Origin of the sequence: Cyanobacterium sp. T60_A2020_053 (assembly GCA_015272165.1) — a bacterium.
GTDB lineage: Bacteria > Cyanobacteriota > Cyanobacteriia > Cyanobacteriales > Cyanobacteriaceae > Cyanobacterium.
Genome location: JACYMF010000105.1, coordinates 63,466 through 77,907, shown reverse-complemented (window position 1 = coordinate 77,907; position 14,442 = coordinate 63,466). Strand labels below are relative to the sequence as shown.

Below are 14,442 nucleotides of genomic sequence, written 5' to 3'. Positions count from 1 at the left end.
CGATTTTTTTGTTGGTTCGTTTACATCCCCCGTTGATTTCAGTGGGTATTTTTTTTGTTGAGAAATTCAACGGGGGTCTTTCACTCACATTTCAAGATAATTTAGTAATTTCCACTACGAATATTATGTTTATTTTTTTCTGAGTATAACAAAAATTTCCGTATTGATAAAACATGGTTATTTTAAGCAAGGAGGAGGGCGCCCTCCACCATAGAAAGCGCCCTCCACCGTAATATTAGTAAAATTAATTACCAAACATTTTTAATAGCCTCAATTAAAGGCTGTAAATAAGTAGTTTGACAAAGAGAGAAAGCAAAAAAAGCGCCACCTGATGCACCCAATAAGAAACCAGAAGCAAACTCACTCCAACCAGCTTTAGTAGCCAACTCTGCAGGTACTACAGGAGTAGTAAGAGTTTCCGTCGGTTTGCTAACACCCACCGCACCATAAATGGATAAACAAATGGTCAGAATAGCAACTAAACCAATGGTAGCTAGTAAACCAGCTTGAGCTCCCAAATCAGTATCACGCAAAGGCCCTAAAAGAGCAAAAGGTCCATAGAGGAAGTAACCATGCGCCATACCAATTTCTAAACCACGACGATTAGGGGATAAATCCTTACGGTAAGCAGGTAAAGCATTGATAAAGGCTTTTGTAAAAGCAGATCCATTGATAGGAGTAGAGAGGTTTCCCACTTGAGGATCACCACCAGAATGAACTACACTATTAGTACTCATGGATTCTTAATCGATCTCCTAAATTTTTTTTGACAAATATATTAGTTTGTAGCCTACTTTAACCTGAGATCAAACTTTTGATTTTTTTTTGTTAAGAATCTTTATATTTAGCCCCATTTCGTCATGGTTAACTGTAATATCCATTTAGGTTGAGACTACTTCGACTATTTCGTCAGTTATCCCACTGATAAATTAACAGAGTAGCTGAATCTTACTTTAATCTGATTATTTAGTATAAGGACGATAACAATTATGCTCGGAGAATACGCAGCTTCTTTCTTACCCTCTATTTTAGTTCCCTTTGTTGGTTTAGTTATGCCCGCCATTGTCATGGGACTTTTATTTTTACAAATTGAAAGCGAAGCCTAAATTTTCCCTTGTGGAAAAAACGTTTTGTTAGCAAGGGGTTTTAACCCCTTGTCACTTTTCATTTATCAGTTGAAGATTGTTATATTAAATATAAATTATTTATTTTTCACTATTAGTTATTCATTAAAATATGGCGAGATCACAAAAAAATGATAACTTTATCGATAAAACATTTACCGTAATGGCGGATATTATCCTTAAAGTTTTACCCATTAATGCCAGAGCCAAAGAGGCTTTTGTTTATTATCGTGATGGAATGTCTGCCCAAGCTGACGGAGAATATGCAGAGGCACTAGAAAACTACGAAGAGGCTTTAAGATTAGAAGATGACCCCAACGATCGTAGTGAAATCCTTTACAATATGGGTTTGATTCACGCCAGTAATGGTAAATTAGAGGAAGCTCTTGGTTATTATCATCAATGTTTAGAACTTAATCCCCGTAAACCTTCCGCTTTAAATAATATTGCGGTACTTTATCACTACCAAGGGGAAAAATGTCGCCAAAATGGACAAGAAGATGAAGCAGAGGGTTTATATGACAAAGCCGCCGAATATTGGAAACAAGCCATTAGAATTTCTCCTAATAGTTATCTCGAAGCCCAAAATTGGTTGAAGACTACCGGGCGCTCGGAAATGGATATTTTTTTCTAAAATTTTAATGTACTGATTGTTTCTCCTCTCTCCTGTGGGAGCAGGGCGTTTTCATTCTCAAAAATGTTAGTTTCTCAAACTAGCCAATAATCTGAAATTCAGAGGTTTTTAACTACTAATAAATCAATTAATAGTAAAAAATCCTCCTGTCTCCCTGAATCTCCCCCCTTTTTAAGGGGGGTTGGGGGGGATCATCCTTATATTGTCTTCTTGTCAAAAACAAATCAATTTTGATCCTGACTTTGAAAATCCCCTGCGGTTGGGAGCAGGGCGTTTTCATTCTCAAAAATGTTAGTTTCTCAAACTAGCCAATAATCTGAAATTCAGAGGTTTTTAACTACTAATAAATCAATTAATAGTAAAAAATCCTCCTGTCTCCCTGAATCTCCCCCCTTTTTAAGGGGGGTTGGGGGGGATCATCCTTATATTGTCTTCTTGTCAAAAACAAATCAGTTTTGATCCTGACTTTGAAAATCCCCTGCTGTGGGAGAGGGGTTGGGGGTGAGGGCAAAGCATTTTGATTCCCCTTTAAAAAACCCTCTACGGAGGGCAAAAAACAAAAAAACAATTATTTAAAGAGGTATTAATGATGATTCCGGGTGAAATGATTATCGATGAGGGTAATATTGAGCTAAATGTGGGCAGAAATATAAAGCGCCTGTTAGTAGCAAATACAGGTGATAGAGTTTGCACTAATTAGGATTGTCAGGCAATGGGGAATAGTTAAAACGCTATAAATAAAAGACTTTAGGGGAATAAGGATTTTTCATCAATGGTGGGCATTGCCCACCCTACTTTTTTTATAAATTATGGGTGCAAAAGTTGAATTAAGTTATTATATTTGTCAAAAAAATCTCGATATATACGACAGTGCAGAGTGTCGAGGGTTAGCCACCCAAAGCGCCCTCCACCGTTATTTAACTATTCTTCAGGAAGACGAAAAAGCCGTTAAAGTTCAACTGGCAGAAGACGGTTATCAAGGTTGGTTGCCTAAAAAAGACTTAATTCATTTAATACCAACCCCTGAAAAATATTCTCCTCAAAGCATCTCAAGAGCCGATATTGAGATAAAAATACCCCAAATTGTAAAATTTGCCCTAAAAGCTATGGAAACCTCTAATTACTACCTTTGGGGGGGGACAGTTGCTCCCCACTATGATTGTTCAGGATTAGTACAAAGTGCTTATGTAAGTGAAGGAATTTGGTTGCCCAGAGACTCCTATCAACAGGAGGAATTTTGCATCAATATCTCGAAAGAAGAATTAGAGCAAGGAGACTTGATCTTTTTTGGCAAACAAAGAGTAACTCATGTGGCTATATATCTCGGTGAAGGGCGCTATATTCATAGTTCAGGAAAAGACTTGGGTAATAACGGCATCGGCATTAACTACCTACAGGATGGTATCGATAAAGTAAGTAGTAATTATTACCAAGAATTTTGGAGTTGTGGCAGAATTAATAAATCTTTTTGTCCATAATCATAAACAAACTTGAAACTATACCTCTTTTAATACAATTAGTCATGAGTGTGGAAAAAGAAATTGCCACTCGATTAGAATTACCCTTTGAAAATATGACTAGAGCAAGTCAAAGTTAGGATGATGGTGAAGGGCGCCCTCCACCCTTTTTTGATACTATAAAAGTTTGACTAAAAGATAATCATTATAATAAATTTTATGCAAACTCCCTACCAACCCAGCGCCCTTGAAACCACATGGCAACAGCAGTGGCGCGACACAGAATTATATAAAACCGATACAGATCAAAATAAACCAAAATTTTATGCTCTGTCCATGTTTCCATATCCTTCGGGAAAATTACACATGGGTCATGTGCGCAACTATGTTATAACCGATGTAATCGCCCGTTTTCAAAGAATGAAAGGGCATCGGGTTTTACACCCTATGGGGTGGGATGCCTTCGGCTTACCAGCAGAAAACGCCGCCATTGATCGAGGTATTCCCCCAGCCAAATGGACTTACGAAAATATCGAGCAAATGCGCACTCAACTGCAACAGTTAGGCTTATCCATTGATTGGAGTAGAGAAGTTGCCACTTGCTCTCCTGAGTATTATCGTTGGACACAGTGGCTATTTTTGCAATTCTATCAAGGAGGATTAGCTTACCAGAAAGAAGCCGCCGTTAACTGGGATCCAATCGATCAAACGGTTTTAGCTAACGAACAAGTGGATGCAGACGGCTATTCATGGCGCAGTGGTGCGAAGGTAGAAAGGAAATTATTAAGACAATGGTTTTTTAAAATTACCGATTATGCCGAACAATTATTACAAGATTTAGACCAATTGGATGGCTGGCCCGAAAGAGTCAAAACCATGCAGGAAAATTGGATTGGTAGATCGACGGGCGCTTATTTAGAATTTCCTGTGATAGGTAGCGATGAAAAAATCGCCGTTTTTACCACTCGCCCTGACACCGTATATGGTGTTACTTATGTAGTATTAGCGCCCGAACACCCCCTCACACCGTTAGTAACTACCCCAAAGAGAAAAGAAGCGGTGGAAGCCTTTAGGGCAGAAGTGAGTAAGGAAAGCGAAATCGAGCGCACGGCAGACGATAAACCGAAAAAAGGTACTTTCACAGGGGGAAAAGTCATTAACCCCTTTACGGGGGAAGAAATCCCCATTTTAATTGCTAATTATGTCCTCTATGAATACGGCACGGGCGCTGTTATGGGCGTACCAGCGCACGACACCCGTGATTTTAAATTTGCCACTGAGAATAACTTACCCATCAAAATCGTTATTCTCCCTGATGATGCTGATAACGCTGATATTTGCTTACTAGAAGCCTACACCGAAGCTGGAACGATGGTTAACTCCGGTTGCTTCACTGGCATGGATTCTGTTAAAGGTAAAGAAGCCGTCATCAAATTTGCCGAAAATCAGGGTTACGGGAAAGAAAGAATACAATATCGCCTCAGAGATTGGTTAATCTCCCGTCAAAGATATTGGGGTTGTCCCATTCCCGTCATTCACTGTCCTGAATGTGGTACAGTGCCAGTGCCTGATACAGATTTACCCGTTAAATTACCTGATCAAGTGGAATTTTCAGGGCGCGGTCCTTCTCCCCTTGCTAAACTTGATCATTGGGTTAATGTACCTTGTCCAAATTGTGGCACACCAGCCAAAAGAGAAACCGATACTATGGATACTTTTATCGATTCTTCTTGGTATTTCTTCCGCTATACCGATGCAGTGAATGAAAATAAACCATTTGATCTCGATCAAGTTAACGATTGGATGGCAGTGGATCAATATGTAGGTGGTATTGAACACGCTATCTTACATTTATTATATTCTCGTTTCTTCACCAAAGTAGTCAGAGATCGAGGTTTGGTGGGCGCTGATGAACCTTTTAAGCGTCTGTTAACCCAAGGAATGGTACAAGCTATTACCTATAAAAATCCTGAAACTGGTAAATATGTAATTTCTGAAAATGTCGTTAGTGAAACTTTAGCAGATGGTAAAACCATTCACAAAGACAAAGAAACGGGTGCTATTCTCTCGGTATTTTACGAAAAAATGTCTAAATCGAAATATAATGGCGTTGATCCGCAAGTAGTATTATCGAAGTATGGGGCAGATACGGGGAGAATGTTTATTTTATTTAAAGCGCCCCCCGAAAAAGATTTAGAATGGGACGATGCGGATGTAGAGGGGCAATTTAGGTTTTTAAATCGAGTTTGGACATTAATTCATGAATATATCGATCATGGTGTAATTAATGCTCAAGTTGATACGGATAATTTAAGTAAACCAGAAAAAGATTTAAGAAGGGCAATTCATACCGCTATTAAGGAAATTTCCGAAGATTTAAACGGTGATTATCAATTTAACACCGCCGTATCAGAATTGATGAAATTAAGCAATGCTTTAAAAGATAGTAAAAATCTTAATTCTCCAGTATATGCAGAAGGAATTAACACATTAGTATTATTACTAGCGCCCTTCGCCCCTCACATAGCCGAAGAATTATGGCACAATTTAGGTAATACCACCTCAGTGCATTTACAACAGTGGTTAGAAGTTGATCCAGAAGCCTTAACGGTGGATGAAATTACCTTAGTAATTCAGATTAACGGCAAAACCAGAGGCACAATTAACGCCCCTGCAACGGCAACCAAAGAGGAATTACAAACCATTGCGGAAAATTCAGATATTGCGCTGAAATATATTGAGGGTAAAGAAGTTAAAAAAGTAATTGTTGTAACGAATAAGTTGGTTAATTTTGTGGTAATTTAACCCTCACCCCCAACCCCTCTCCCACAGCAGGGTGTTTTCAAAGTCAGGATCAAAATTGATTTGTTTTTGACAAGAAGACAATATAAGGATGATCCCCCCCAACCCCCCTTAAAAAGGGGGGAGATTCAGGGAGACAGGAGGATTTTTTACTATTAATTGATTTATTAGTAGTTAAAAACCTCTGAATTTCAGATTATTGGCTAGTTTGAGAAACTAACATTTTTGAGAATGAAAACGCCCTGCCATAGGAGAGGGGGGTAATAACCATAAAATAATCTATGAAAATGTCATGTCATACAAAGATATTATTACCATAGAATCAGGAAAAAGAAGTGGAAAACCTTGTATTAGAGGCATGAGAATTACAGTTTATGATGTTCTTTCCTATCTTGCTTCAGGAATGACTTATGAAGAAATATTAATAGATTTTCCTTATTTAACGAAAGAAGATATTTTGGCTTGTTTAAGTTACGCTGCCGATCGTGAGCGTAAAACTGTTTTAGTTAACCAATGAAATTGCTTTTTGATCACAACTTATCCCCACGTTTGGTAAACATCTTAGCAGATATTTATCCTAATTCTAATCATCTTTATTTAATGGGATTAGATCAACAACCCGATACCATTGTTTGGGAAATAGCACGACAACAAAACTATATTATTGTCACTAAAGATTCAGATTTTAATGAACTATCTTCTCCTATCCAAAATACTTTTTAGCAACCTCTAACTATATTAAGTAAAGAAGGTTAAATGTCAGGTAAACTAAGATAAGAGATTTTAGGGAAAAGTGCAAACTGGATTATGAGTCAGTACGATGTAATTGTTATTGGATCGGGAATTGGAGGGTTAGTCACCGCAACTCAACTAGCCTCAAAAGGTGTCAAGGTTTTGGTATTGGAGCGATATTTAATTCCCGGAGGTAGTGCTGGATATTTTGAAAGAGAAGGCTATCGCTTTGATGTGGGCGCTTCCATGATTTTTGGTTTCGGCACGGAAGGCACTACCAATCTACTCACTAGGGCGCTTGATGCTGTCAATATGTCTATTGAGACTATTCCTGATCCAGTACAAATACACTATCACTTACCTGATAACTTAGATTTGAAGGTGCATCGGGATTATGAAAAGTTTTTAGCAGAGTTATCCAGTCGTTTCCCTGATGAGGAAGGGGGAATTAGGAAGTTTTATGATGAGTGTTGGCAGGTGTTTAATTGTCTTAACTCCATGGAGTTGTTATCCTTGGAGGAAGTGCGCTATTTAACGAGGGTATTTTTTCGGCATCCTTTGGCTTGTTTGGGTTTAGTGAAATATTTACCAGTGAATGTGGGGGATATTGCCCGAAAATACATCAGTAATCCCGAATTGTTGAAGTTTATTGATATGGAGTGTTATTGTTGGTCGGTGGTACCTGCTAATAAAACACCGATGATTAATGCTGGGATGGTGTTTTCTGATCGTCATTACGGTGGCATTAATTATCCTCAAGGGGGTGTGGGGCAAATTGCGCTTAAATTGGTGGAAGGTTTAGAAAAGTTTGGCGGTGAAATCCATTATCAAGCAAGAGTTACCGAGATTTTAGTAGAAGGGGGAAGGGCGCAGGGAGTGCGCTTGGCAGATGGTAAGGAGTATCACGCCCAAAGAATTGTTTCTAATGCTACTCGCTGGGATACTTTTGATCGCCTTGTCAAACAACCTAAACCGAAAAAAGAGCGTCAATGGCAAAAAAATTATCGTCAATCGCCTAGTTTTCTCAGTCTCCATTTAGGGGTGGAAAGTAGTGTATTACCCCAAGGCACGGAATGTCATCACATTATCCTTGAGGAGTGGAAAAATTTGGAAGCGGAGCAAGGTACTATCTTTATGTCAATACCAACTCTTCTTGATCCTAGTCTAGCGCCCTCCGGCTATCACATCATGCACGTTTTTACCCCCAGTTATATGGATTATTGGCAAGATTTATCACCTCAACAGTATGAATATAAAAAGGAGGAGGGCGCTGGAAGAATAATTGAGCGCTTAGAAAAATATTTTCCCGGCTTAGATGCTGGTTTGGATTATATGGAAATCGGCACACCGCGCACCCATCGGCGCTTTTTAGGTCGTCAAAATGGTACATATGGACCTATTCCTAGCCGTAAATTGAGGGGATTATTAGCAATGCCTTTTAATCGTACCAGTATCAAAAACCTTTATTGTGTTGGCGATAGCACTTTTCCTGGACAAGGTTTAAATGCCGTTGCCTTTTCTGGCTTTAGCTGTGCGCATCGCATTGCGGTGGATTTGGGATATTAAATAGACAAGGGCAAGGAAAATTTAGAATTTAGAAAAATAATTACTTCTGCATTGTTTATAAACAGGTGATATTCTTTTCGGTAATACGGATGGTGTCACCGACGCGCGCTCACCAAATCGGGAATTTTTCCGCAACAAAAGATTGGAAGGCATTTGGCAACAACCGTTTAACTCCTCACAAAAGTTAGTAGAAACAGTTAAAGATCAAGTTTTAGCGCACATCGCCACGGCAGATCAATTTGATGACATTACCATGTTAGCCATTCGTAGAGGAGATCAATAAATTTTACATCAACAGAAAAAAGACTATCACAATTACCAAAATTAGCATAACTGTGACAGCATCAGTAAACGAAAAAAAGTCCTAGACGAATTAGGAAAACTCTCAGAAGCCACTGTAGAGAAACAAGAGTTACTCTATATGTTAGAAGAAGACACCCGACATTCATTATCCATTACCTTTATGAATCCACTTTTTCATCAAGCCTTAATTAATTATTCATTTCTCATTGACTACCGATATGATAGTATCTGAGATGAATTAAGACGATGATGATTAGGTGCTTGAGGAGAAACCATCATGAAATACCAAAGACTAGAAAATGTACCCATTCCCCGACAAAATAGTAATCCCATTAGAATAGGGGTGATTGGGGTGGGAAATATGGGGCAACATCACACCAGAGTATTAAGTCTTCTCAAGGGTGTGGAATTAGTCGGTATTGCTGATGTAAATATTGAGCGCGGTTTAGATATTGCCAGTAAATACCGCGCTCGTTTTTTTGATAATTATTTAGAAATGTTACCCCATGTGGATGCAGTGTGCATCGCAGCGCCCACCAGACTACATCACCAAGTGGGTTTGGATTGTTTTAAAGCTGGAGTTCATGTTTTAATCGAAAAACCCATCGCCGCTAGTATAGAAGAAGCAGAATCTTTAGTTAATGCGGCAGCTGAAGCTCATTGTATCCTACAGGTAGGGCATATCGAAAGATTTAATCCCGCTTTTCAGGAATTGAGTAATATTTTAAAAACTGAGAATTTATTGGCACTGGAAGCGCATCGCATGAGTCCTTATTCTGATCGTGCCAATGATGTTTCGGTGGTGTTAGACTTAATGATTCATGATCTTGATTTATTTCTCGAATTAGTCAAAGCGCCCGTCACCAAACTCAGCGCCACGGGGAGTCGGGCGCCGGAATCAAAATATTTAGATTACGTCACCGCTACCCTCAATTTTGCCAATGGTATAGTTGCCACTGTCACGGCTAGTAAAGTAACCCATCGTAAAATTAGGCGTATTACAGCACACTGCAAAAATAGCTTAACCGAAGCAGATTTTTTAAATAACGAGATATTGATCCATCGTCAGACTACCGCTAACTATACCACCGATTACGGTCAAATTCTCTACCGTCAAGATGGTTTAATCGAAAAAGTTTATACCAGTAATATTGAACCTCTCCACGCTGAATTAGAACATTTTGCCAGTTGTGTGCGCGGTGGTGATCAACCCTCCGTAGGGGGTGAGCAGGCGCTGAGGGCGCTACGTTTAGCCAGTTATATTGAACAATTAGCCCTAGATGGTAAAGTATGGCAAGATTTAACAGTTAACGCCAATAATCAAGAAGGTGTTATCGTTTAATGGATAATTGATAATGGACAATGAAAGACTACGAATTAAGGTTTGCTGAATAACTGACGTTACGCACTGATTCAAATGTTAAGGGAGGTTTCAGGTAGCAGGTAGCAGGTTTCAGGTTTAAAACCCTTCCCTCCATAGACTCTTGTACAACAAAAAGATCAATAAACATAAGTTTCTTGTCAATTCTTTAACCTAATACCTGACACCCGACACCTGACACCAACAATTAATTCTATATTTTGCGTAACATCAGTGAATAATTCAGAAATGTTAATTCATAAGGTTTAATATCAAGTTCGGATAATTAGTTACAAATACATTATCTCTTCGCACTTTACCCACCGTGTAATGAATTACACGGAACTAATAGTATCTCGTTCAATAAATTGAACTAAGATACTGATATTACTAATTTGTAAGTGATCGCGCAGCGGCAGCCTTCGGCTGATCAAACGGACTTGATCTAAAATATAGTAAAAGCATCAAAAAATACGCAGAATTACGCTTTTTTTAATAAAAATACAGTTAAAATACAAGATTGCAAATACTACACGAGGATACTAAAACCTCATAATTGTCAATTATCCATTGTCAATTTACCCTCACGACTTCATTTTATAAAACCAATCCCAACTCACCTATTTTTGCCAAATAGTTTTGATATTGACAAACTCTAGGATACCTTCTTTGCCCAATTCTCGACCATAACCAGATTTTTTGATACCACCAAAAGGTAAGCGCACGTTAGACTTTACTAAACCATTGATAAATACCGAACCCGACTCCAAATCACGGATACAAGCATCGATATATTTTTCATTATGAGTCCATACCGAAGCGCCTAAACCAAAACGACTACTATTGGCAAGATTAATGGCTTCTTTCACATTTTTAACGGTGAATAGTAAGGCAACCGGACCAAAAAACTCCTCATCCATGCCCGGAGAATGGGGAGGAATATCAGTCAAAATGGTAGGGGGATAAAAATTGCCTTTGCTAGTGATGGATTTGCCACCTACCAGCGCCCTCCCTCCCATACTAATGGTAGTATTAACCTGTTTTTCTAAATCCGCTAAAATATCGGGAGTCGCTAAGGGACCTAAATCCGTATCCTCAAGGCTAGGATCACCTATTTTGAGAGCTTGAAACTTTTGTACTAATAATTGTGTGAAGACGGGCGCTATTTCTTCTTGCAGGATAAAACGTTTAGCACCGATGCAGGATTGACCATTATTCATGATTCTAGCTTGTACAGCAACGGTGGAGGCTTCCTCTAAATCAGCATCTTCTAAGACAATAAAAGGATCACTTCCGCCCAACTCCAAAACAGTTTTTTTCAACTCTTCTCCAGCCACTTTCGCCACGCTACTACCAGCCGTTTCACTGCCCGTTAGGGTAACACCTTTAACACGATCATCTCTGATGATACCTTCCACTTGAGAAGCACCAATTAACAGGGATTGAAATACTCCCTTGGAGAATCCAGCGCCCTTCAAAATAGTCGCAATGGCTAAGGCACATTGAGGCACATTGGAAGCGTGTTTTAATAGGGCTACATTCCCAGCCATGAGGCATGGCGCAACAAACCGAAAAACTTGCCAAAAAGGGTAATTCCAAGGCATCACGGCTAAAATAACCCCTAAAGGCTGATAGTTTACATAGCTAAGGGTGGCTTCGGTGTTAACGATTTTATTAGCTAGAAATTCAGCGCCATGATCGGCATAGTAACGACATACAGAGGCAGATTTTATTACTTCGGCAAGGGCGCTGTTAATGGGTTTGCCCATTTCGAGGGTGATTAGTTTTGCCCAGTCGGGCGCTGATTCTTCTAATATTTCCGCAGCGCGCCTTAATTTTTCCGCCCTCAACTCCAAGGAAGTTTTGCGGTAATTTTGAAAAGTATCTTCTGCTAGGCTTAATTTTGCGTCAATTTCTGCATCTGTCAAAGCAGGAAATGTTTGGATTACTTCGTTATTGTAAGGATTGATACTGGTAATCATAATTAGTTTTTAGGGGGAGAAGGGGAGACAAAATTTAGAATTTAGAATTTAGAATTTAGAAAGTAAAGTTAATTCAATATTTTCTATTAATAATTTATTTATAATGAATTGTTTAGCATTCTACATTCTACATTCTACATTCCCTCTATTGTCCTTTGCACTTTATTGTCAATTATTGATGGGGCGATAAACCAAATCATCATCTGAATCAGAATCAGGCTCAATTTCAATGGCAACTCGAATTAATAAAGCGGTTAAAATAACACTACTGGTAACAGAACTACCACCATAACTAAACATAGGAAAAGGTACACCGGTAGTGGGGAGGGCGCCCGTCGCCACCCCAATATTAAGTAAGGCTTGACCCACTAAAATCACCATTACCCCCAAAGCCACCAAACGATTAACAGGATGTACCGATTTGATAGAAATGACAAGGGAAATAGTAGCATAAATCATCAACATCATTATTAAAATTACTCCTCCCACAAAACCAAACTCTTCCGCAAATACCGAGAAAATGAAATCAGTATATTGAATAGGAAGATAAAATAACTTTTGTTGAGACATGCCAAAACCAGCGCCCCAGCCCTGACCAGAACCGATCGCCAATAAACTTTGACTCAACTGATAACCGTCTCCTCGCATATCACTCCAAGGATCACGAAAAGAAGTAATACGCCTCAACTGATAACTATTAATACTAATACTAAAAACCGCCATGGCAATACCTCCCACGGCGACGCTTCCTAATTGCCAAAAAGGTAAACCAGCACCCAAGGCAATAAACCAAAACATCATGCCACACAAAGCGGTGGTACTAAGATTTGGTTGTGCCAAAATAATTACCAAAGTCATCGCAAATGTACCTAGCCAAATGATGCGACTTCCATTGGATTGACGTTGCCAAGTGCCAAAAATATATGCCCCCTGTAAAACAATTAAAGGTTTCATAAATTCAGAAGGTTGGATGGTAACAGTACCTAATCTTAACCATCTTTCCGCACCGTTTACCTCTTCCCCCAAGCCCAGAATCGTCAACATGACTAAAGCTAAAACAAAATAGTAAAGGAAAGGAGAAAACAAAAGAATTTTTTTGATGGGTGTACGATAAATGATTTTAGAAAAAAGTAAAGCCACCGTAATCCAGATGATTTGACGGGTAAAATGATACCAACCGTTACCACTTATTTTTAAACCTTCGGCATAAGAAGCGGAAAAAAGAGCAATTAAACCCACAAATAACCAAACAAAAGTTAACCAGCGTATTAATCGCGCCTCAAAGTTCCATTGGTTTGTTAACGGCTCATAAAAAGGGATAAGGTGATAAAACGGAATTTTCATCATAATTAGGTGGTGCTGAAAAAGTATTTTGGTGAGGGGAGGTGTCAGGTTTCGGGTGTCAGGCGGTGCATTGAGCTTGTCGAAATATGTCAGGTGAAATCCTTGTAAATTAAAGAGTTAAGCCAAATAGTTATTTTTCCTAAAAAAACCAACCGTAGGAATGTAAGCCTTTGCCAAGAAGATTTACCCCAAGATAGCATATCCAAACCACAAAAAACCCTGTACCAGCGATAATGGCAGGTTTTCTGCCCTGCCAACCTTTGGTAATACGAGCGTGTAAATAAGCGGCAAATACTAACCAAGTGATCAACGCCCAAGTTTCCTTCGGGTCCCAACTCCAATAAGAGCCCCAAGCCTCATTTGCCCATACAGCGCCCGATATGATGCCAATGGTTAGTAAAGGAAACCCTAAACCGATGATGCGGTAACTGATATTATCGAGGGTATCCACTAGGTTGAGGCGCGCTGGGGAAAGATTAACTACTTCTGATTTTGTTAAAACTGCCGTAGCGCCCTTCCCCTCCATGGCTAGAGAGTTACTAAAATTAAATTTTTTCACGTTACGATAAGCGCCCGTACCCACAGAACTACCTTTAAGCTCAATTTCTTTGCCTTGAGTTAAAATCAGAAAGGCAAGGGCTACCAAAGCGCCCACCATCAAAGCGGAATAACTGAGCATCATTACACTAACGTGCATCATCAACCAATTTGATTTTAACGCTGGAACTAAAGGCTCACTGTGTTGCATTTCCGCAGGTAATGACATAGTAGCAAAAGCAGTAATACCCATTAAAACTGGAGTTGTCACCACTCCCACCAAACGACTTTGACTCATTCCCTCAGCGATCAAATGTACTGTAGTGATGCCCCAAGCCAAGAAAAATAAAGACTCATAAAGATTACTCAAAGGGAAATAACCCCCTTCAATCCATCGGGCTAATAAAAGAGTAGCCATAGCCATATTGGCAATAATCACCCCAGTTTTGCCTAACTTGGGTAATATCGTCAAAGAGGGGAGGGCGCTACCCACCCAATAAAGCAACATCGCCAAAAATAAAACGGCGAAAGAAAGATTATCTAAAGTATTTTGTAAATTAATTAAATCCATGTTTTTTCAGTTACAACGGAGATAGCAGAC

General features: G+C 39.2%; 13 protein-coding genes. 9 read left to right on the top strand and 4 right to left on the bottom strand.

From position 1 onward, the window contains the following. Window positions 1–248: 248 nt before the first annotated feature. Entirely contained in the window at window positions 249–737 is a 489-nt protein-coding gene (locus IGQ45_14020) for a photosystem I reaction center protein subunit XI (GenBank protein ID MBF2058293.1), read from the bottom strand. Window positions 738–989: 252 nt separating this feature from the next. Here IGQ45_14020 and IGQ45_14015 point away from each other — a divergent pair, with 252 nt between their 5' ends. From IGQ45_14015 to IGQ45_13975, 9 genes are all read left to right on the top strand, one after another. After that, window positions 990–1,106: a photosystem I reaction center subunit VIII gene (locus IGQ45_14015; protein ID MBF2058292.1), complete on the top strand. Its 117-nt coding sequence runs from the start codon at window positions 990–992 to the stop codon at window positions 1,104–1,106. 130 nt (window positions 1,107–1,236) lie between these two features. Further along, window positions 1,237–1,758, top strand: a complete 522-nt coding sequence (locus tag IGQ45_14010; protein ID MBF2058291.1) for a photosystem I assembly protein Ycf3 — start codon at window positions 1,237–1,239, stop codon at window positions 1,756–1,758. Window positions 1,759–2,567: 809 nt separating this feature from the next. Continuing rightward, on the top strand, window positions 2,568–3,236 hold the full coding sequence (locus IGQ45_14005) for a C40 family peptidase (protein ID MBF2058290.1): 669 nt from the start codon (window positions 2,568–2,570) through the stop codon (window positions 3,234–3,236). A 198-nt stretch (window positions 3,237–3,434) separates the two neighbouring features. Then, window positions 3,435–6,020: a leucine--tRNA ligase gene (leuS, locus tag IGQ45_14000; GenBank protein MBF2058289.1), complete on the top strand. Its 2,586-nt coding sequence runs from the start codon at window positions 3,435–3,437 to the stop codon at window positions 6,018–6,020. 289 nt (window positions 6,021–6,309) lie between these two features. After that, a complete protein-coding gene (locus IGQ45_13995; protein ID MBF2058288.1) occupies window positions 6,310–6,534 on the top strand; it encodes a DUF433 domain-containing protein in 225 nt (74 codons plus the stop codon). Continuing rightward, window positions 6,531–6,740: a DUF5615 family PIN-like protein gene (locus IGQ45_13990; GenBank protein ID MBF2058287.1), complete on the top strand. Its 210-nt coding sequence runs from the start codon at window positions 6,531–6,533 to the stop codon at window positions 6,738–6,740. The genes IGQ45_13995 and IGQ45_13990 overlap by 4 nt, the downstream gene beginning before the upstream one ends. Window positions 6,741–6,824: 84 nt before the next feature. Continuing rightward, complete coding sequence (crtH, locus tag IGQ45_13985) at window positions 6,825–8,315, top strand: carotene isomerase (protein ID MBF2058286.1); 1,491 nt, start codon at window positions 6,825–6,827, stop codon at window positions 8,313–8,315. A gap of 70 nt (window positions 8,316–8,385) precedes the next feature. Next, the gene (locus IGQ45_13980; GenBank protein ID MBF2058285.1) at window positions 8,386–8,598 is read left to right on the top strand and encodes a SpoIIE family protein phosphatase; all 213 of its coding nucleotides are present in this window, start codon (window positions 8,386–8,388) and stop codon (window positions 8,596–8,598) included. 297 nt (window positions 8,599–8,895) lie between these two features. Continuing rightward, the gene (locus tag IGQ45_13975; protein MBF2058284.1) at window positions 8,896–9,960 is read left to right on the top strand and encodes a Gfo/Idh/MocA family oxidoreductase; all 1,065 of its coding nucleotides are present in this window, start codon (window positions 8,896–8,898) and stop codon (window positions 9,958–9,960) included. A 638-nt stretch (window positions 9,961–10,598) separates the two neighbouring features. Here IGQ45_13975 and IGQ45_13970 read toward each other — a convergent pair. From IGQ45_13970 to ccsB, 3 genes are all read right to left on the bottom strand, one after another. Continuing rightward, on the bottom strand, window positions 10,599–11,963 hold the full coding sequence (locus tag IGQ45_13970; GenBank protein MBF2058283.1) for an NAD-dependent succinate-semialdehyde dehydrogenase: 1,365 nt from the start codon (window positions 11,961–11,963) through the stop codon (window positions 10,599–10,601). Between the two features lie 165 nt (window positions 11,964–12,128). Next, a complete protein-coding gene (locus IGQ45_13965; GenBank protein MBF2058282.1) occupies window positions 12,129–13,304 on the bottom strand; it encodes an FtsW/RodA/SpoVE family cell cycle protein in 1,176 nt (391 codons plus the stop codon). A gap of 139 nt (window positions 13,305–13,443) precedes the next feature. Then, window positions 13,444–14,412, bottom strand: coding sequence for a c-type cytochrome biogenesis protein CcsB (gene ccsB / locus IGQ45_13960; GenBank protein ID MBF2058281.1), 969 nt, complete (start codon window positions 14,410–14,412; stop codon window positions 13,444–13,446). Window positions 14,413–14,442: the final 30 nt, after the last annotated feature.